This is a genomic window from Microcoleus sp. B4-C1, from assembly GCF_036705285.1.
Lineage (GTDB): Bacteria > Cyanobacteriota > Cyanobacteriia > Cyanobacteriales > Microcoleaceae > Microcoleus.
This window is the reverse complement of record NZ_JAUBUC010000002.1, coordinates 145,059-165,878: the sequence shown is the minus strand read 5'-3', so window position 1 is coordinate 165,878 and position 20,820 is coordinate 145,059. Positions and strand designations below refer to the sequence as shown.

The following is a 20,820-nucleotide window of genomic DNA, read 5'->3' as shown; positions in this document are numbered from 1 at the left end:
TTTAATCCACAAATCGCAGCACTTGAGCCAAGTTCACAGCCAACAGCTATTTTTATATTAAACGACACAATATACGAGCAATTGAGAGCATACTTTCGATCGCACAACCAAAGACTAGCCCAATTGTGCGATCGAGACTTCGGCTGGGATTAATCAATATAGCGGTTCTCAAGCGTGGTGAGGTATGGGGGCGAGCCCTATGCCCACGGAACCCTATGCCCTATGAGCACCTCATGTTTTGGCAGTTGGCACAAGAAAGAAAAAATTTTTGCCTTCTTCCTTCTTCCCTCTTCCTTATTACCTCTTCCTTCTTCCTTCTTCCCTCTTCCTTCATAGCCGATTTGCGGGCGTTGGTCTAAAATCAGTACAGTCCTCTGCTGACTTGCTTTCAGCAAGATTTCAGCATACTTACCCTGAAACCTGATAATAATCCTTGTGCCAGACACTGCCCAGAACCGCCCAGAGCTGGATCTGAAGACCATATTTCCCTTCGAGCTAGATAACTTTCAGAGAGAGGCGATCGCCGCCCTCGATGCAGGTAAATCCGTTGTCGTGTGCGCTCCCACAGGCTCTGGGAAAACGTTAATCGGGGAATACGCCATCCATCAAGCACTCTCCAGGAAGCGGCGCGTCTTCTACACCACTCCCCTCAAAGCTCTCTCTAACCAAAAGCTGCGCGACTTCCGCAGTCAATTTGGAGACGACAACGTAGGTTTGCTCACCGGCGACATCTCCGTCAATCGAGATGCGCCGATTTTGGTGATGACTACCGAAATATTTCGGAATATGCTCTACGGTACGCCGATCGGAGAAGTCGGTACTTCCCTCACCGGAGTCGAAACCGTCGTGCTCGACGAGTGTCACTACATGAACGATCGCCAGCGTGGTACCGTCTGGGAAGAATCCATCATCTACTGTTCGAGCGAAATTCAACTGCTCGCCCTCTCAGCAACCGTTGCCAATAGCGACCAACTCACAGACTGGATTAACAAAGTCCACGGGCCCACAGAGCTCGTCTACTCAGACTTTCGGCCAGTACCCCTGCAATTCCACTTCGCCAACCAAAAAGGGATATTTCCGCTGCTAGACGAGACCGGCAAAAGAGCGAATGCCCGGTTAGTCCCCAAAAAGAAGCAGCAAAAAGTAGAAAGAGGCAGCATCCCCACTCCGAGTTTGACCGATGTTTTGGCCCGGTTGGACGATCGAGATATGCTACCAGCAATTTACTTCATCTTCAGCCGTCGCGGGTGCGACCAAGCAGTCGCAGAAGTCGGCAATTTCTCCCTAGTTAACGAAGCCGAAACAGCCGAACTCAAACGCATAATTGACGATTTTTTACAGCGAAACCCAGAAGCAGAACGCTTCGGTCAAAAAGAAGCACTTTTAAAAGGCATCGCCGCCCACCACGCAGGCATTTTGCCCGCTTGGAAAGGTTTAGTAGAAGAACTTTTTGGCAGAGGTTTGATTAAAGTCGTATTTGCCACCGAAACCCTAGCAGCCGGGATTAATATGCCCGCCCGCACCACAGTTATTTCCACCCTGTCCAAGCGCACCGACAAGGGACACCGACTGCTAAACGCTTCAGAATTCCTCCAAATGGCCGGTCGGGCGGGTCGGCGGGGCATGGACAAGCTGGGGCACGTGGTCGCAGTTCAGACGCGCTTTGAAGGCGCAAAAGAAGCCTCCTATTTGGCAACAGCCAAAGCCGACCCCCTCGCCAGTCAGTTTACGCCCAGCTACGGCATGGTGCTGAATTTGCTGCAAACTCACACTCTCGACGAAGCTCAAGAGTTGGTAGAACGGAGTTTCGGTCAATACCTATCAACCTTGTACTTGCAGCCCCAGCAATCAGAATTAGACCGACTGCAAACAGAATTAGCAGTGCTGGAACAGTCCTTAGCGGCGGGAGGAAATGTCTCCACCCTGGAAAAAAACCTCGCCCATTACGAAAAATTGCAGGGCAGACTCAAAGAAGACAAACGTTTGCTGAAAACTCTATTGCAGCAAGCTGAAGAAGCCAGATTTAAGGAAATGTCCGTAGCTGTGGCTTTTGCAGTGCTCGGAACGGTTCTGAGTCTTAAAGGCAAGCACGTTCCGACAGCCAAACGATCGCACACAACTCCAGTACCCGCCGTATTGGTTGCCAAAGTCGCAGGTTCTGGCCAAGCACCAAATTTAGTGTGCTTGGGCAAAGATAACCGCTGGTATATCGTCGCCATTAGCGATGTCGCTAGCCTGCACGCCGAATTACCCCGCTTGAGCGTTGCAGATACCTTGAACCCGCCCTCGGAAATGCCCCTGAGACTCGGCCAGTGCCGCTTGGGAACTGAAGAAACTGCTTCGATTGCTGCATCGATCCCACAATTGCCCACACCAGAACCGAGCCCAGAGGCGATCGAGCAACAGCGGAAAATCGCAGCCCTAGAAGCTCAGCTAGAAATTCACCCGGTTCTAGAATGGGGCAATCCCGGTACTTTGCTCAAACGTCAGCGCCGCCGGGAAGAATTGAAAAAAGAAGTTCGCAAAAGCGAAGAAGACTTAGAAAAGCAGAGAGCTCGCTACTGGGAGGAATTTCTCAACTTAATCGACATCTTGCTGAATTTTGGCTGCTTGGAAAGAGTAGTTTCGGCAAATGTAAACCGAGATGACTCCTCCGGTAGGTTAGTACCCACAATCTTGGGTCAAGCTTGCGCCGCTATTCGCGGGGATAACGAACTGTGGCTGGGTTTGTCCCTGATGTCTGCCGAGTTTGACGAACTCGACCCCCACCACCTCGCTGCAGCTTGCGCGGCCTTAGTTACAGAAGTTTCCAGGCCCGACAGTTGGACTCACTACTCGCTGTCGCCAGAAGTTTTGGCACCTTTGGACAATCTGCAAAAAGGCTTGCGCCGCCGATTGTTTCAAGTGCAGCGCAAGCACGATTCTGCAATCCCGATTTGGCTGGAACGCGATTTAGTGACTTTGGTCGAACAGTGGGCTCTGGGTGTTGAATGGCTGGAACTGATTAGCCATACGAGTTTGGATGAAGGGGATGTGGTGCGGATTTTGCGCCGGACTTTGGATTTCTTGTCTCAGATTCCTCATGTTCCTCATGTTTCCGATTCTTTGCGGAGAAATGCTTGTCGGGCGATGCAGTTAATCGATAGATTCCCGGTGAATGAAGCTGCAACTTAGAAAAGTGTTGACAGTTGGCTGTTGACAGTTGGCTGTTGGCTGTTGGCTGTTGGCTGTTGACTTTTGGCTGTCAGGATCGTGGATTAAATAACTTCGTAGGTTGGGTTGAGGAACGAACCCTACGCTTCGCTCCGCCCAACGCCACGCTTGATTGTTGGGTTTCGTTCCTCAACCCAACCTACAACAAATGCAAGTTATTTAATTCTCATTCCTAAGCTGTGCGGCATCTAAATTGTATTTGGGTTTTTCAACCCAAATGCACCCAGGTTTTAATCTAAAATCGTTTCCGGTGGCATCGGTATTGTTCCAATGCCCAACTGACCAAACAGTCAACTGTCAACTGTCATAAGGAATAGACCCAGATTTAAATCCAAAATCTAAAATATAAAATCGATCGATCGCACTTTTTCCTGATTCAGGTTGCAGGGCAGGATAGAAAATTGTATGGTGCGGATCGATCGATCTTAATTGTTATTGAAATTTTCCGAAACGGTGCGCTGGGTAATTCTCCTATTTATGATGCAACAAATCAAAAAGCCCGATCAACTGCCGGATGCCTGCTCCCAGGCTAAAAAAACTCGCTTTTTCACTTTCTTGCAAAGAGTCTTAATTGGCACTCTAGCGAGTACATTACTCAATCTCTTCATCCTATTTCCCTCTCCGAGTTTCGCAGAAGTAGTTCTGGGCGTAGTTCGCAGTTCCGAGAATTCTCCCGACTGGGTAAAGATTACCACGCGCCTCTGGGAAAGTGGCATTGCTTACAAACCAATCAATCTCGAAGAAATCAAAAATTTGGGGGATTTAACAGGCGTTAACGTGCTGTTTTTACCCAACATTGAAACTTTGACTCCGGCGCAAATTAAAGTTTTAGAAGCTTGGGCATCCCAGGGCGGCCGCTTGATTGCTTCGGGCCCCGTCGGCCGCAGTTCCCCAGCCTTGGTGCGCCAATCTTTGCGATCGCTCCTTGGGGCCTATTGGGCTTTTCCGTTAACCCAACCGGCGACGCCACAACCGCGCAGCCGCTGTCGGGATATTGCTTGCACTACTTCTAGCAATTGGGTGCCGACTGCACAACAAAATGCTTCTGTCCAAGGCGGTGTATTGATTCCGGCTGATGCGAACAGTCAAACTATTGCTACTTGGAAAGATAGTTCCGGTTCCTCTGCAGCCATCGCCACGGATCGCGCTACCTACCTTGGCTGGCGTTGGGGTAGCGACGGTTCGGCAAATGTAGATAAGGCTTGGCTCCAAGCCTCGATCGCCCGCTGGGGAGGCACGATCGCTTCTGGGCCCTCTGCGCCGCCCCCTGCTGCCGCAACCCCACTGCCAACCCCCCCCTCAAGAGTCACTAGAAACAGCCCTAGTTTGCCGCGTACTACCCCGCTGAGCCGACTTTCTCCCTCTGGCTCGCTTCCCGATTCAGTTCCTGCAACTTTTACAGACCCTTCGGATCAGTCGGCGCCGGCGGGTTTGGACGTGCAGCCCAATTCCAATAAGCCGATCGTCAGCATTGAAGCGTACTTGATGCGCCAAGAACTCACTAACCTCCTCGGCCGGTTTGAAAGCGCCCTGACAGCATCTAATTCAGCCAATACCGCCATCAATCTCAATGCTGCTACCTCCCCTCAACTGCTGGCTGCAGAACAGGGCGGAGGCGGCCCAGCAGCCAGTCGCCCCCCTGTTCTGCAAGCGATCAGGGTACGGGCGATCGCCCAAGCGCGGCAGGTTTTGCAAACTTTCGACCAACTCCTGCAACAGCAAAACTACGCGGAGGCGAGATCGCAGTGGGTGGAAGCGCGGCAGTTGCTGTGGGAAAATTACCCGAAGGAAGGACAGCGGGTTGGGGCGGAAATTCGGGCGGTTTGGCTCGATCGCGGGACGATCGTCGCAGCACGATCGGAACAGGGTTTGGCGGCAGTGTTCGATCGGCTCGCCGCCGCAGGTATCAATACTGTTTTCTTTGAAACTTTGAATGCCGGATATACGATTTATCCGAGTCAAGTTGCACCGCAACAAAACCCCCTGACAGTTGGCTGGGATCCGCTGGCATCTGCGGTTAAATTAGCCCACGAGCGAGGCATGGAACTGCACGCTTGGGTTTGGGTTTTTGCCACAGGAAATAAGCGCCACAATACTTTAATTGGCAAGCCTAGTTCTTATCCAGGCCCGGTGCTTTCCGCTCATCCACAGTGGGCCAATATTGACAATAAAGGACGCACGCAAAATCCTAACGATGGTAAATTTTATCTCGACCCAGCCAACCCGGAAGCGCGGAATTATTTGCTACAAATAGTCAACGAAATTGCCAATAACTACAAAGTAGATGGGGTACAATTAGACTATATTCGCTATCCTTTTCAAGATGATAATGCGAATTTTACTTACGGTTACGGTATTGCGGCGAGGCAGCAATTTAGGCAGTTGACTGGTTCAGACCCGGTGAATATTTCCCCCAGAAACGGCAGTTTGTGGCGGCAGTGGGTTGAGTTTAAAACTAATCAAATTAATAGTTTTGTAGCTGAAGTTTCTCAGCTTTTGCGGCAGAATTATCCGCGCACAATTCTGTCGGTGGCGGTGTTTCCGCACCCGGAAAGTCAGCGGATTTACAAAATTCAGCAAAATTGGGAAGTTTGGGCTCGTCAGGGCATTGTAGATTTGATTGTGCCGATGACTTATGCTTTGGATACGAACCGACTTCAACGCATCACTGAACCGTTGGTAAATGAACAAATTCTGGGTTCGGCTTTGATTTCTCCCTCGGTTAAGTTGTTGACTCTCCCGGAAGTTGTGGCGATCGACCAAATTCAAGCTTTGCGCGATTTGCCGACTGGGGGCTATGCTATTTTTGCTGTGGAAAGTATCAGCAGCGCGATGCAGGGATTTTTTAACCGCACTCAAGGCCCGCCGGTGCGTTCCACTTCTGCTGCGGAGCCGATTCCTTACCGACAGCCCTTTGCGGCGGCGGCTTCGCGGTATACTGCTCTCAAGCAGGAATGGAGTTTTTTGTTAGCTAACAATGAGTTGCGGGTGTCGGAATCTGAACTGAAGGTTTTGCAAAGTCGAGCGGATGAATTGGCGCAAGCTTTGAGCAAGTTGGCGGCAAATCCTTCTAGAGAAAGTTTAGCAACTGCTAAAAGATTGTTGGGGAGTTTTCAATCTCAGTTTCAATCTTCGATGCGCTTGCATTCTGCGGAAAATAGCTATCAGGTACAAACTTGGCAGAATCGTTTGGAGAGTTTGGATATGCTTTTACGTTACGGCGAAAGGATGGAGTTGAATCGCAGGTAAATACAGATTTTTGGGGTGTTTGCTGCTCTGGATAGTGCGATCGTGCTAACATTTGGGCGATCGTACTCTAATTAAGTTAGTTCGCGATCCACGGGTAATCCTCACCTTGTTTTTTTCACAGTCATACTTCGTTCAATCCCTCAGATGCAGTAAAAAACCCGGTGGTTGAGCGAAGCCGAAACCCGCTGTCTTGGGTCGGAGTGCGATCGCGAACTGTAAGTTTGTAAGGAATGAGAATTAAATAACTTACAATGCGTCATGGTTCTTGTGGGATGGGCGTCCCGCCCGTCCATAAAGGGCGGGCGGGACGCCCAACCTCTACTCCCCACTTTCAAGAGTGTCAATTATTTAATTCGCGATCCTAAGTAGGTCATCACAAAATAACCATAGTATCTTATCAGGGAGGATTGAGCTAAGATCCACGATCACAGCGAGTAGATGAGTCCTCTCACCCGCCCGAACCATGTAATGTTTATTTGCACTCACATCTTGCACCATTCTCAAGAACGGGCTCTGGGGCCCGTTCCACAAAAGATAATTTTTCTTGTGGAACAGGCCGAAAAGCCTGTTCCTAAAAGGCTAATTGAGAATGGTGCCAGATATAAGTTTGCACCTACTTAGTGAGGACGGAAGTCCTCAAAACTCTTAAAGGTCCAGTTAAAACAATTTGACGATGAGTGATTAACCGGATTTTATATTCCTCGCTCGTCTCTCGATCCAAGATTTTAACATCTACTAATTTAAAATGCCCATTTTCACTACTTTTAGGATGAATATGTTTCCTAAACCCCTCAATCGTTTAGCTACAAAATTTATCGGCAAAGTTCCATTACAAACGGTGCTTGTGGTTCCTTTTTTAGTGCAAATTGTCGGCACGGTAGGAGTTGTAGGTTGGCTATCTTTCCAAAACGGTCAGCGGGCAGTCAACGATGTTGCTGCTCAGTTGCGGGGAGAAATTAGCGATCGCATCAAAGACCGCATGGAACATTATATGTCAATTCCCCACATTGTAAATTACCTGAACCTTCAAGGCATAAAACTGGGGCAATTGAACCTAGAAGACCAGCAAAAACTAGAACATCATTTTCTAGAACAAATTCAATATTTTGATTCTATCAGTATCATTTACACAGGCAAAGAAAATGGAGAACACTCTGGAGCAATCCGCACTAAAGATGGGATTTTGATATCGGCTGCTGACATCTCTACTGACAATAAATTAGCTCGATATACTGCGGACTCTCAGGGAAACCGCGTTCAATTAGTGCAAATTTCACCCGATATTTATGACCCGCGAACTCGCCCTTGGTACATAGCAGCGGCTGCGGCAAAAAAACCTATTTGGACTCCAATTTATACAGATTTTTTGACTAGGGAACTGGCAATTACTGCTGCTTTGCCTATCTACGACGACGCTGGCCAATTGTTAGGCGTAGCTGGCAGCGATTTGCTGTTTTCCCGAATCAAAGAATTTCTGGTTAGCCTCAAAATTGGCAAATCAGGACAAACTTTTGTCATGGAGCGATCGGGGATGTTAATTGCTACTTCTACGGCGAGTCCAGAATTCGTGGTGGAAGGTAAAGAAACAAGGCGCATTAAAGCTTCAGAAAGCGAAAATCCGGTAATTCGCCAAACTGCACAACATTTAGATAAATCCTACGATAGCTTAGCTAAAATTAATAATTCTCAACAACTTACTTTTGATGTTGATGGCCAGCGAAATTTTATTCAGGTAGCTCCTTTTAAAGACGATCGAGGGTTGGATTGGCTGATTGTCGTAGTTGTGCCAGAGTCTGACTTTATGGAGCAAATTAACCTCAACACGCGCACCACTTTTTTACTGTCGCTTGCAGCATTGCTAGGGGCGACAATCCTGGGGATTCTTACTGCTAAATGGGTAGTTCAGCCGATTTTAAGATTGAATGCGGCGGCGAAAGCTTTGGCGCGGAATGAATGGGATACAAAGCTGACTCTGAATCGCGAAGATGAACTCGGAGAACTTGCCACTGCTTTTAACAGCATGGCCGAGCAATTGCAGCATTCATTTACTTCTCTCTCGGAAAGCGAAAACCGAGTAAAACAATTTTTAAATGCAGTACCGCTAGGAATTTTTATTGCCGATCCCAACGGTCAACCTCACTACATTAATCCTACTGGAGAGCAATTGTTAGCTCAAGGAATTGTACCAGCCGATTCCGAAACTTTACGTCAATCCTACCGAGTTTATTTAGCTGGGACTCAGGAAATTTACCCGGCAGAACGCGACCCAATTTTAAATGCTTTGCAGGGTAAGAGTGTAACAGTTGATGACCTTGAAATCACCTCGACTGACAAAACTGTTCCCCTGCAAGTTTGGGGAACTCCTATTTATGACGCTCAAGGAAATGTTATCTACGGGATGTGCGCTTTTCAAGATATTACAGAACGCAAACTAGCGGAGAAAGTATTAAAGGAATACAACGACAATTTAGCAGTGCAAGTTGCCGAACGTACCGCCGATTTTGCCAAAGCACAAGAAAAGTTTTCTAAAGCTTTTCGTTTAAGTCCTAATGCAATTACTCTGACTAGAATTAGCGATGGTCGCCACATAGAAGCCAATGAAAGCTTTTGTCGGATGATGGGGTACAGTCACGAAGAAATCATTGGCAAAACTGCGGTAGAACTCAATTTTTGGGCGAGTTTGGGAGAGCGCGATCGCATGATTCAAATGTTGAAAAATAAGACGGCTCTTCACAATTATGAGCTGAGGTTTCGCAATAAAAATGGTACAGAAAGAACGGCACTACTGTCTATAGAAACCATCGATATTGAGGGAGAAGCTTGTTTTTTGTCGATTTCTAGCGATATTACCGAGCGCCAAAAAGCCGAAACTGCACTCAGGGAAGCAGAAGAAAAGTACCGCAATATTTATGAAAATGCTTTGAATGGAATTTTTCAAACTGCTATTGACGGGAAATACATCAGCGCTAACCCCGCTTTAGCTAACATCTACGGTTACGAATCGCCTGCAGAATTAATAGCAGTACAGCCGAATTTCAATAACCAGCTTTACGTGAAACCCAACCGCCGCGATGAATTTGCTGCGCTGATGAACGAGGACGGAATACTATCAAACTTTGAATCGGAAATTTACCGCAAAGATGGCAGCATAATCTGGATTTCGGAAAATTGTCGCGCTGTCTGCGATGAAGCAGGAAATCTGCTTTACTACGAAGGTTTTATTAAAGACATTACTGATAACAAACAAGCGGAAATCAAAATGCAGCAGGCGAAAGAAGCGGCCGAAGCAGCAAACAAAGCGAAGAGTACCTTTCTCGCCAATATGAGCCACGAATTGCGATCGCCCCTGAACGCGGTCATCGGTTTTGCTCAAGTCATGCTTCGCAGTAAAAGTTTGTCTCAGGAAAATCAAGAAGATGTCGGAATTATCCTGCGGAGTGGCGAACATTTACTGACTTTAATTAACCAAGTTTTAGACTTATCAAAAATTGAAGCCGGACGCACTACTATTAATTCAAAAAGCTTCGATTTGTACCAACTAATCGACGATTTAGAAGATATGTTTGCTCTCAAAGCTGAGCAAAAAGGTTTGCAATTAATCTTCGACCGAGACGCAGAAGTTCCCCATTACATTTGTACTGATGAAGTTAAATTGCGGCAAGTCTTAATTAATTTGCTCAATAATGCAATTAAATTTACTTCAGAAGGGGGAGTGTCGATGCAAGTCAAAGCAGGAAGGCGGAATATACATAAAAACAGCACTGACCAATTGCCCGGCCACTACTGGCTGCATTTTGAAGTTCAAGATACTGGTGCAGGCATTGCTGCTGAGGAAATCAATCAGTTATTTGAAGCATTCGTGCAGACGAAAACAGGTAAAGATTCTCAGGAAGGAACGGGTTTAGGTTTAGCTATTAGCCGCCAGTTCGTGCAATTAATGGGAGGTGAAATTACGGTTAGCAGCGAGATCGGAAATGGTGCATTATTTCAGTTTGATATCCAAGTTCATTTGGTTGAAGCTAGTGATATTGAAAGCAAAAAAACTCAACGTCGAGTTGTTGCCCTGGAACCAAATCAACCGAGTTATCGCTTGCTAATTGTGGACGACAAACCTTTGAACCGCCAACTGTTAGTAAAACTTCTCAGTCCACTCGGATTTGAGTTGAGAGAAGCGAATAATGGTAAAGAAGCGGTTGATATTTTTAGGGAGTGGGAACCGCATCTGATTTGGATGGACATGAGAATGCCTGTGATGGACGGCTATGAGGCAACGAAACAGATTAAAACTACAACTGGGGGGCAAGCAACGGCGATTGTGGCCCTAACTGCTAGCGTTTTGGAGGAAGAACGGGCGGTGATTCTTTCGGCGGGTTGCGATGATTTTATGCGGAAACCGTTCCGAGAGGAGGATATCTTTGTGGCAATGGGGAAACATTTAGGAGTACGCTATATTTATGAAGATCCAACTGCAGTAAGTGCCACAGGTGTAGAGGAGTCAAGTCAGGAGGTGCTGATACCGGAGGCTTTCGCCTCTCTTTCTCCAGATTGGATGGCCCAATTCAAGCAAAGTATTTTGAGTGTGGACATGGAGGCGATCGCCAGTTCGATCGCACAAATCGGCACTGTCAATCCCTCTCTTGCGGCCAAGCTTCAAGATTGCATTAATAATTTTGAATATGACAGAATTTTGAACATAATCGAACTCAGCGAGAAACAGTAAAGACCCGATGACTTTAACTTTACCTAAAACCAATCGAGCTAATATTTTAGTAGTAGACGATACGCCAGAAAACCTGCGGCTGCTGGCAGGAATTTTGAGCGAAAAAGGCTATCAAGTTCGCCCGGTTCCCAATGGCAAGCTAGCATTGTCTGCTGCTCAAAAAATACCTCCGGATTTAGTGCTGCTGGATATTATGATGCCGGAAATGGACGGCTATCAAGTTTGCCAGCAACTCAAAGCTTCTGAAATTACCAAAGACATTCCTGTTATTTTTATTAGTGCGATTAATGACGTGCTGGATAAAGTTAAAGCTTTTGCAGTTGGCGGAGTTGACTTTATTACTAAACCGTTTCAGGTTGAAGAAGTTTTAGCCCGGATAGAAACTCATTTAAAAATCTGTTCGCTGCAACAAACTTTGCAAGAAAAAAATCAAGATTTAGCAACGGCAATCCACCAACTGCAAGCCACCCAAGAGCATTTGATTCAATCGGAAAGAATGGCAGCCCTGGGACAACTGATTGCCGGCATTGCTCACGAAATCAATACCCCCTTGGGTATTATAGGTTCGTCTATTAATAATATAGCTAATTTTTCAGACGATTTTTTAGAGAAATTTCAGGAAATTTATCAAAAACTTTCTGACGAAAGCAAAGCTTATTTTTTAGCTTTAATGTACAGAGCAACCCATCAAGAAATTTTATTCACAAGTAGAGAAAAACGCAAGTTTAAGCAGCAGTTGACTGCGGACATGATGGCAGAATCTGTTGAAAACTCCGAGGAAATTGCGGATACTTTAGTTGACATGGAAATCTACGAAAATATAGAAGAGTTCTTGCCACTTTTCAAATCGCCGGATTGGGAAGTAGTTTTAAATAGTGCTTACCAGTTTGCGAGCTTTAAAAAAAGTATTAGCCTGATCCAAAGAGCAACAGCGAAGTCGGGAAAAGTAGTATTTGCCTTAAAAACCTACGCTCATTTTGATAGCAAACCAGAAAAAGTCCAGGCGAACTTACATGATGGCATTGAAACGGTGTTAACCCTTTATCAAAATCAACTAAAACACGGTATAGAAGTAGTGAAAAATTATGGAGATTTACCCGAAATTATGTGCTATCCCGATGACTTAAATCAAGTTTGGACGAATCTCGTTCATAATGCCCTGCAAGCAATGGATTATAAAGGTGTTTTGACGATTGAAACTGGGCAGCAAGGGGCGAATATTTTACTTAAGTTTACTGATAACGGCAAAGGTATTCCCTCAGAAGTTATTCCCAAAATTTTTCAGCCATTTTTTACGACAAAATCTGCGGGCGAAGGTAGCGGTTTGGGATTGGATATTGTAAGAAAAATTGTGGAAAAACACGAAGGCACAATTGCTGTAGATTCTGTACCGGGGCAGACAACTTTTACAGTCTCGCTGCCAATTTATTAAACAAAACTTACCTGCAGGGGGCTGATTCCCGGTGACACTCGTCGCTGTCTCGCTGATAAATACAAGATTTATTACAAGAAACCGGGTTTATCTTCGGAAGTCCTATTAAAATAAGATAGGGGGCAGATATCCTGCATCTTTGCCGGAAATCAATAATGTAAAAGGAATTCATGTCAGTAAACCTACTACAATTTAAGCAGAGAGGAAAAGATGAATAAGCCTGTAATTCTTTGCGTTGATGATGAACCGGATATCTTGAATACTCTCAAGATTCAGCTCAAAAATGAATTTAAGAATGATTATTTTTATGAATTAGCTGAAAGTGGTGATGAAGCTTTAGATTTACTTGAGGAATTTCAAGAAAAAGCTCAGGTGATTGTGGTTGTTTCGGATTGGCTGATGCCGGGAATTAAAGGTGACGAACTTTTAATCAAAGTTCACCAAAAGTATCCTACAATTATTAAAGTGATGTTGACTGGACAAGCGGAGGTATCGGCTGTTCAGCGGGCAGTAGAAGAAGCAGATTTATACTGTTGTTTGTACAAACCCTGGCAAAGCAAAGACTTAATAGAAACTATAAAATCTGGGCTGGCTAAGTTATGAAAAAACCTGTGATTGTTTGTATTGATGATGAACCTGACGTTTTGAACAGTTTAAAGATTGAACTGAAAAAGGCGATCGGCGATCGGTGTATAATTGAAACCGCTGAAGGGGGGGCTGATGCTTTAGAGTTGCTGGCAGATTTGCGGGCAGATGAATACGAGATTGCTTTGGTGCTTTCCGATTATATCATGCCGGATATTAAAGGAGATGAACTGCTCAGAAAAATTCACGAAAGCTCGCCGGAGACGCTGACTATTATGCTAACGGGACAAGCTGATTTGGAAGCCCTGAGTAATGCTATCAAGTATGCTAAGTTGTACCGTTATATTCCTAAACCTTGGCAAAATGAAGACTTAAAATTAACGGTAGTAGAAGCAGTTCACAGTTATTTGCAAGATCAAAAGTTAACAGATGAAATTCATAAGCGCCAAGAAGTAAACGAGGAGTTAAAGCTAGTAAATGAGGCGCTGTCTGCGAGTGAAAGCCGCCTGAGTCAATTTTTAGAAGCTTTGCCAGTGGGGGTATCTGTTTATCATCCCGATGGCTCGATCGCCTATTTCAACCAGACAGCGCGGGATTTGCTGGGTGCAGACACTATCCCGGAAAGCACTGCGGAACAATTAGCTGCCACTTATCAACTTTATGTTGCCAATACTGATGAGCTGTACCCGCCGGATAATCTGCCAATTTTGCGTGCACTGAAAGGAGAATCTGTCAAGGTTGACGATGTAGAAATCCGTCAAGAGGGCAAAAGAATTGCGATCGAGATCAATACCACGCCGATTTTTGACGCTAGCGGAAATATTGTTTATGCGATCGCAGCTTTTCAAGATATTAGCGATCGCAAACAAGCGGAAAAAATACTAGCAGATTACCACCACACCTTAGAAGCCCAAATTGACGAACGTACAGAACAACTGCAACAAGCTGCATTAGCTGCTGAAGCAGCAAACAAAGCTAAAAGCACGTTTCTCGCCAATATGAGCCACGAGTTACGCACCCCTCTCAATTCTATACTCGGCTTTGCACAGATCATGGAACCCAGTCCGGATCTTACTGTCGAAAACCGAGAAAATATGAGAATTATTCGCCGTAGTGGCGAACACTTGCTTACCTTGATCAATGAAGTCTTAGACTTGTCAAAAATCGAAGCGGGGCGGATGACACTTAACCCGAAAAACTTCGACATCTACCGCTTGCTTGACGATTTGCAAGATATGTTTCAACTGCGGGTACATAATCAAGAATTGCAGTTGCATTTTCAGCGCGATGCTGACGTTCCTCAGTACGTGCGAACCGATGATATTAAACTGCGGCAAGTGTTGATTAATCTTCTGAGTAATGCGATTAAGTTTACCCAAACAGGCGAAATCATCTTAAGAGTTATCAAGTTAGAAAAATCGGGTTTTCTGGATTTACTGGATAGTTCTACAGCTTGCTTTGATACCACAAGAAGTATTCGGGAATTTTCGAGAACTAGCAGTGATTTTGCCAAGGTTGAATGGAGCGATGAGGCTGAGGGTTCAACTGTGCCTGGTTTTTTTCTTCTATTTGAAATTGAAGATACAGGAGTTGGCATTGCTCCTGAAGAATTGGGCAGCATTTTTAATGCTTTTGTGCAAACAGCTTCCGGTCAAAAAAATCAGAAAGGCACGGGTTTAGGATTGAAGATCAGTCGTCAATTTGTCCGCCTGATGGGAGGCGAAATTGTCGTAGAAAGTCAACTGGAACTCGGCACTACTTTTAAATTTGAAATTCCAGTGGGTGCAGTTGATGCTGCTGAGCTTCCAGATCCGGAACTTAACCGCGAAGTGAGTGGTTTGGAACCCAATCAACCGTGCTACCGGATTTTAATTGTGGACGATCGCGAAGACAACCGCCAACTTTTAGTCAAAATGCTTTCTCCTTTAGGTTTCGGGGTGGAAGAAGCCACCAACGGCCAGGAAGCAATAGAAATGTGGGAAAATTGGCATCCGCACTTAATTTTGATGGATGTGCGAATGCCAGTGATGGACGGCTACGAAGCTACTAAACAAATTAAGACTAGAATCAAGCAGAGAGAGCAAGAAGGGGAAATGAATATTTCCGATCCCGAATCCCCGATTCCGAAGATTATTGCTTTGACAGCTAGTACAATTGAAGGAAGGCAAGCGTTTGCTTTATTGGTCGGCTGCGACGATTTTATTAGCAAACCTTTCCGCAAAACCGATATATTTGATGCCATCACCAAACATTTGGGGGTGAGGTATCTCTACTCTAACTCAACGGACTTTATCTCAATAGGCGATCCAAATAATTTATCTGACTCGCTCTCTAATGCTGCGCTTGCTTATTTACCCATACTTCCCGCAGAATGGATAGACAACATGAAGCAGGTAATCCGCAGTGCTGATTTTGACTTAATTGTCAGGACAATCGACGAAATAAGGAGGCCTCATCCTGAATTGGCGGAAATCCTCCAGGGTCATCTCGATAATTTTGATTACCAGAAAATTCTCAATTTAATTGCCGAGGCGGAGGAATCAGATAATGCAGATGAAGGCGGAACAAACTGAAAACTATCAAGCGGATATTTTAGTAGTTGACGATACACCAGATAATCTGCGTTTGTTGATTAGGATTTTGCAAAAAAATGGCTATAAAGTTAGACCAGTTACTAATGGTTTTTCGGCGTTAGATGCTATTCAATCTAGCGCGCCAGATTTGATTTTACTCGATATTATGATGCCGGATATTGACGGGTACGAACTATGTAAAAAATTAAAATCCCAATCGCAATTTCGGGAAATTCCCATCATTTTTCTGAGCGCGCTAGAAGAAGGAATAAATAAAGCCAAAGCTTTTGAAGTGGGCGGCTCGGATTATATAACTAAACCTTTTCAGGTGAAAGAAGTATTGGCACGAGTCAGCAATCAACTTACTGTGCGTTCATTGCAAATGCAATTGCAAGAAAAAAATCAAAAATTGACCGATCAAAATATCCAATTGCACCAGGAAATCGCTGAACGCCACCAGGTGGAAATGGAAACAAGATTGCTGCTGCAGGCCACACAAGCTATTAGCAAATCTGAAGATTTTGAGTCGGCTATAGATGTGATCTTAGGTTTAATTTGCAAAACTATTGAATGGAATCTGGGCGAAGCTTGGATTCCTTGCAGTGAGGGGTTTTTAAAATGCGCTACAGGTAGGTACGTCAGTGACTCCAGTTTTGCCCAATTCCAACAAACAAGTTGGGAGTTGATTTTTGCTCCCGGTGTGGGACTTCCGGGTAGGATTTGGCAGTCGCAGCAGTCTGAATGGATAGATGATGTTTCTACTGCACCGGAACAAGTTTTTTTACGAGCTAAAATTGCGCTGAGTGTGGGATTGAAAGCGGCTTTTGGGGTGCCAATTTTGGCGGAAAACCAAGTGTTAGCTATTTTGATTTTTTATCGCGAGAAAGTTCTGAAATGTCAGCCGCGCTTGTTGGAATTAGTGAGCGCGGTTGCTACGCAGCTCGGTTCGTTGATTCAGCGCAAACAAGCTGAAGCAGCTCTGAAAGTGCAGCAAGAGCAAACAGAGAAATTGCTGCTGAATATTTTACCGAAACCTATTGCGGATCGTTTGCAAAAAGAGCAAAAGTTGATAGCGGAGCATTTTGATGAGGTGAGCGTCTTGTTTGCTGATTTGGTGGGTTTTACAGAGTTTTCGGCTCACAAAAGTCCGACGCAGTTGGTAGAAATTTTGAATGGGATTTTTTCGGAGTTCGATAGGTTGTCTGAATTGCACGGGTTGGAAAAGATTAAGACGATTGGGGATGCTTACATGGTGGTTGGGGGTTTGCCGACGCCGCGGCAGGATCACTCCTCGGCGATCGCACTTTTAGCTTTGGAGATGCAGGCAGCTTTGGGGAGGTTTAATGCCAAAATGGGAGAAAATTTTCAATTGAGGCTCGGAATTCACAGCGGTTCGGTGGTGGCTGGAATTATTGGGATTAGTAAATTTAGCTATGATTTGTGGGGCGATACTGTTAATGTTGCTTCACGCATGGAGTCGAACGGATTGCCTGGTAAAATTCAAGTGACGGAGGCGACTTACGAGCGTTTGAAAGAGCAGTTTGTTTTGGAAGAACGGGGTCATATCCCGATCAAAGGCAAAGGAAGGATGCTGACTTACTGGTTAATTGAAGAACAAAAGAAATCTTTTTAAGTTTATGATGTAAATTTCAATTAATATGAAAGGTAGACCGCATTTATACTTTCAGGAGGGCTAATCCTTTGCAAACAGTTGAAACAAAATCGCCGACAGCGTTGAAAAGAGTCCTAGTTATTTTAATATCACTGCTAGCAGTAGCGATACTGTCGATCGCTACTTTTATCGCTATACCCGGAGAAAAAACAATGTTTGCTGGAACTAGACCTGCCAATATCGGGATTCAGTCAGGAAAACTCGCAGCGTGCCCGAGTTCCCCCAACTGCGTCAGCAGCTTCAGTCAAGATGCCGAACACAAAATTGAGCCTTTGGCATACACTTCGTCCCAGAGTGAAGCGATGGTAAAGCTCAAAGGGGCGATCGAGTCCTATGGCAAAACTAAAATTATCACGGCAACTGATAATTACCTGTATGCGGAGTTCACCAGTGCTTTGATGGGGTTTGTTGATGACGTTGAATTTTTGGTAGATGATGGAGCGAAAGTCATTCATGTGCGATCGGCTTCGCGTCTGGGACAGTCGGATTTGGGAGTTAACCGCAAACGGATTGAAACTATCAGAACTCAATTCAATCAACTCTGAACTTAAAATTTCTAGCTTTCCTGAAGCCCCTCTCCTACACGGCTGTTTCATTATCCGTAGGGGCAAACCCCCCGTGGTTGCCCCGATATTTGAAACACCGATTCCCCACGTCCGTGGAGGGGGTATGCACGGGGGCGCTACCCCTACAAAACGATGATTTCCCCACGTCCGTGGAGGGGGTAGGCACGGGGGCGCTACCCCTACAAAACGATGATTTCCCCACGTCCGTGGAGGGGGTAGGCACGGGGGCGCTACCCCTACAAAACGATGATTTCCCTGAGAATAAAACAGCCATGCCCTCTCCTGCAAGATGAGGGGCTTTGATATTTATGTATTACTATATAATGTTGATTTTTCACCACCCAGTTAACAATTATTAACAGTAGCCACAGAACAAAGGAGTGTCCAGCAGGGGGAGTAGGACACCGCAATGCCGTGTTCCTACGGTTGGCTTTCAGTTTTAAAACTTGTTATAAGGTTGACGATTGTATAGTTTTACAATCTTTAAAATAGCTGAGCGCGCTAGCACAGAAGCAGAGATGCCGTAGTATTCCTATAGTATTAAACAACCTAAATTATACACTTCTGACTTTAGGGAGAGGGAAGTGAGCGAATTAATTTCTACTATAAATTTAAGTAGAGCAAAGAGGAAAAAACACATGGCACTTCAAAAATTAGCAGAATTTTATCCTAATTATCAGGAAGAAATCTTTGCTGGAGACGACATCAAGGGATTTGATGTTTATGCTGGCGACTCGGATGAAAAAGTAGGCACAGTTTATGACGCTTTGGTTGATGACACAGGTCGTTTCCGCTATCTGGTAATTGATACCGGTATTTGGATTTTTGGCAAAAAAGTATTGTTGCCAATCGGTTCGGCTCGCTTTGACTACGGAGCCCATCGGGTCTACGCAACAGGCCTTCGTAGCAAATCTCAAGCAGAACAATTGCCGGCTTACAATGAATTAGAACCATTAGATTACGATCGCGAAGAACAGGTAAGAGGCGTCTACCGCAATCAAGAAACTGCCACTGCCCGCACTGCAACTCCTGCTAGCTACGATCGCAGCAGCTACAGCTACGATATGGATCGCCCCCTCTACGAAACCAACGAACAGCAGCACCAAAATCTCAAGCTTTATGAAGAACGCTTGATTGCTAACAAACACCGCGCAAAAACAGGCGAAGTAGCAGTTGGCAAGCGCGTGGAAACTGAAACAGCGCGAGCTTCAGTACCCATTGAAAAAGAACGAGTTGTAATCGATCGAGTAACCCCGGTAGAAGCGGGTCGAGTAGTTTCAGTCGGTGAGGCTGACTTCCAATCAGGGGAAGTTGCACGCATGGAAGTCTACGAAGAAACGGCCGACATTCACAAGGAAGCTTTCGTCCGGGAAGAAGTCAACGTCAGAAAAGAAGTTGTTCGCAGCACGGTTGAGGGCGAAGAAACCTTGCGTCGTGAAGAATTAGACGTTAAGACTGATGGCACTGCGGTTGTAGATAATAAAAATAAAAAGATCTAAACCAACCGCAACAGCTATTGCATAGGAATTGCGCCTTAATGACATAATTCTGTCACCGCGCAGGTTTGATTGAATTGGTGGCGATCGTGCAATTCCTATGTGATTGGCGGGGGGGTACAAAACTTGTCTAGTTTTGGCAACGTTTATGCACTTTCCCCGCCTTTACCAATTTCCCCTTACCAATTCATAATAAAAATCCCTAAGCAGGAAAGTTTAAAAAATGAACGGTCAAGCATCAGCAGAAAAGATAGCAACTGCCAAATCAATAACCCGTCTCAACCGGGTTCCTGAAAAAGTCAGAACTAAGCTAAAAAGTTTTACCGTCAAAGACAACCAAGGTCACTTAGTAGGCAAAGTTAAAGATGTCTATTTTGATGCTAACGGTCAGTTAAACTTTGTGGTGGCAGGGCTAGGCAGCGAAAATAGCCGCATTTTTTTATTAAGTATTAAGCTGCTAAAAAAAGTCGATTATCACCAAAAAGCCCTGTTTGTAACTATTAATTCTGATGGAGTCGATCTGCTGCCGGGAGTTTCGGCAAATGCGGGGAGTCAGTATTTAGAAAATGCTTCAGAAGCGAATAGTGAATTCAGCAACAGTGAGTTAACAAATCCCTCAACAGCTATGTCAAATCTAACAGATGCCGAACTCACAGATCCAAATTTGGATACAGATCAGGATGAGGACAACTTGGATATTGTCGATCAAGAAGTAATTCGCCTGCTAGAAGAACGATTGGTGATCAATCGCAGCAAGCGCAAAGTCGGCGAAGTCATAGTGCGTAAAGAAATTGAAACTCGGATGGTACAAGTGCCTATCCAGTGGGAAAAGCTGATTGTCGAACAAGTCGGCGACGATCCGAAGGTGTTGGCAGAAATAGATTTAGGCGAGGGAAGCATCACCGGTATAGATTTGACGGAGATTAAGAGCGATCGCCAAGAACCGACAGTTAAGGCGGAATTTACCTCTGTGCAGAAAGCTAGCAAAATCTTAAATTCGATCGCCTCTCAACCCCGTCACGGTTGCGTCAAAGTCCGCCTAGAACTCGTTCTCGAAGACAAGCAACTTGAGGATACTTACCAAAAATGGATGACGGAACACAACTCAGAGAGTTAAAATATTCGTTCTTTTCGGTGTAGATTCTAGCGATTAGCAAGAAACTTAAATCTAACAGCGGACTTTGGCGAGTCGTCCTGGGGAGAAAGTTCACCGCCATCTACTAAGGATCGCGAATTAAATAACTTACAATTTTAATTGTTATTGTGGGATTGGCGTCCCGCCCGTCCAAAAAGGACGGGCGGGACGCCCATCCC

Annotated in this window: 10 protein-coding genes; all 10 read left to right on the top strand. The window is 45.3% G+C overall.

The window, feature by feature from the left end; translation table 11 throughout:
• Window positions 1-435: 435 nt before the first annotated feature.
• The 10 genes from QUB26_RS01645 to QUB26_RS01600 all read left to right on the top strand — a co-directional run bounded on the left by QUB26_RS01645 (window position 436) and on the right by QUB26_RS01600 (window position 20,623).
• Window positions 436-3,174 (top strand): DEAD/DEAH box helicase, encoded by a 2,739-nt coding sequence (locus QUB26_RS01645; protein ID WP_333246301.1) that lies wholly within the window; start codon window positions 436-438, stop codon window positions 3,172-3,174.
• Window positions 3,175-3,693: 519 nt separating this feature from the next.
• On the top strand, window positions 3,694-6,462 hold the full coding sequence (locus QUB26_RS01640; protein ID WP_445299581.1) for a family 10 glycosylhydrolase: 2,769 nt from the start codon (window positions 3,694-3,696) through the stop codon (window positions 6,460-6,462).
• A 775-nt stretch (window positions 6,463-7,237) separates the two neighbouring features.
• Complete coding sequence (locus tag QUB26_RS01635) at window positions 7,238-11,182, top strand: PAS domain S-box protein (protein WP_333246305.1); 3,945 nt, start codon at window positions 7,238-7,240, stop codon at window positions 11,180-11,182.
• A gap of 7 nt (window positions 11,183-11,189) precedes the next feature.
• Window positions 11,190-12,614, top strand: a complete 1,425-nt coding sequence (locus QUB26_RS01630; protein ID WP_333246306.1) for a response regulator — start codon at window positions 11,190-11,192, stop codon at window positions 12,612-12,614.
• Window positions 12,615-12,824: 210 nt separating this feature from the next.
• On the top strand, window positions 12,825-13,217 hold the full coding sequence (locus tag QUB26_RS01625) for a response regulator (protein WP_333246308.1): 393 nt from the start codon (window positions 12,825-12,827) through the stop codon (window positions 13,215-13,217).
• A complete protein-coding gene (locus QUB26_RS01620; protein WP_333246309.1) occupies window positions 13,214-15,772 on the top strand; it encodes a response regulator in 2,559 nt (852 codons plus the stop codon). Before QUB26_RS01625 ends, QUB26_RS01620 begins: the two co-directional genes overlap by 4 nt.
• Complete coding sequence (locus QUB26_RS01615; protein WP_333246311.1) at window positions 15,747-17,405, top strand: adenylate/guanylate cyclase domain-containing protein; 1,659 nt, start codon at window positions 15,747-15,749, stop codon at window positions 17,403-17,405. The genes QUB26_RS01620 and QUB26_RS01615 overlap by 26 nt, the downstream gene beginning before the upstream one ends.
• A gap of 68 nt (window positions 17,406-17,473) precedes the next feature.
• Window positions 17,474-17,989 (top strand): DUF1499 domain-containing protein, encoded by a 516-nt coding sequence (locus tag QUB26_RS01610; RefSeq protein WP_333245954.1) that lies wholly within the window; start codon window positions 17,474-17,476, stop codon window positions 17,987-17,989.
• Window positions 17,990-18,648: 659 nt separating this feature from the next.
• Window positions 18,649-19,509 (top strand): DUF2382 domain-containing protein, encoded by an 861-nt coding sequence (locus tag QUB26_RS01605; protein WP_333316283.1) that lies wholly within the window; start codon window positions 18,649-18,651, stop codon window positions 19,507-19,509.
• Window positions 19,510-19,729: 220 nt separating this feature from the next.
• Window positions 19,730-20,623 (top strand): DUF2382 domain-containing protein, encoded by an 894-nt coding sequence (locus tag QUB26_RS01600; RefSeq protein ID WP_333316281.1) that lies wholly within the window; start codon window positions 19,730-19,732, stop codon window positions 20,621-20,623.
• Window positions 20,624-20,820 lie beyond the last annotated feature (197 nt).

What these genes read in the sequence shown, in the direction of transcription:
- QUB26_RS01630 (WP_333246306.1), top strand. Translation starts at nt 11,190, where the DNA reads ATGACTTTAACTTTACCTAAAACCAATCGAGCTAATATTTTAGTAGTA.
- QUB26_RS01620 (WP_333246309.1), top strand. Translation starts at nt 13,214, where the DNA reads ATGAAAAAACCTGTGATTGTTTGTATTGATGATGAACCTGACGTTTTG.
- QUB26_RS01605 (WP_333316283.1), top strand. Translation starts at nt 18,649, where the DNA reads ATGGCACTTCAAAAATTAGCAGAATTTTATCCTAATTATCAGGAAGAA.
- QUB26_RS01640 (WP_445299581.1), top strand. Translation starts at nt 3,694, where the DNA reads ATGCAACAAATCAAAAAGCCCGATCAACTGCCGGATGCCTGCTCCCAG.
- QUB26_RS01615 (WP_333246311.1), top strand. Translation starts at nt 15,747, where the DNA reads ATGCAGATGAAGGCGGAACAAACTGAAAACTATCAAGCGGATATTTTA.
- QUB26_RS01625 (WP_333246308.1), top strand. Translation starts at nt 12,825, where the DNA reads ATGAATAAGCCTGTAATTCTTTGCGTTGATGATGAACCGGATATCTTG.
- QUB26_RS01600 (WP_333316281.1), top strand. Translation starts at nt 19,730, where the DNA reads ATGAACGGTCAAGCATCAGCAGAAAAGATAGCAACTGCCAAATCAATA.
- QUB26_RS01635 (WP_333246305.1), top strand. Translation starts at nt 7,238, where the DNA reads ATGTTTCCTAAACCCCTCAATCGTTTAGCTACAAAATTTATCGGCAAA.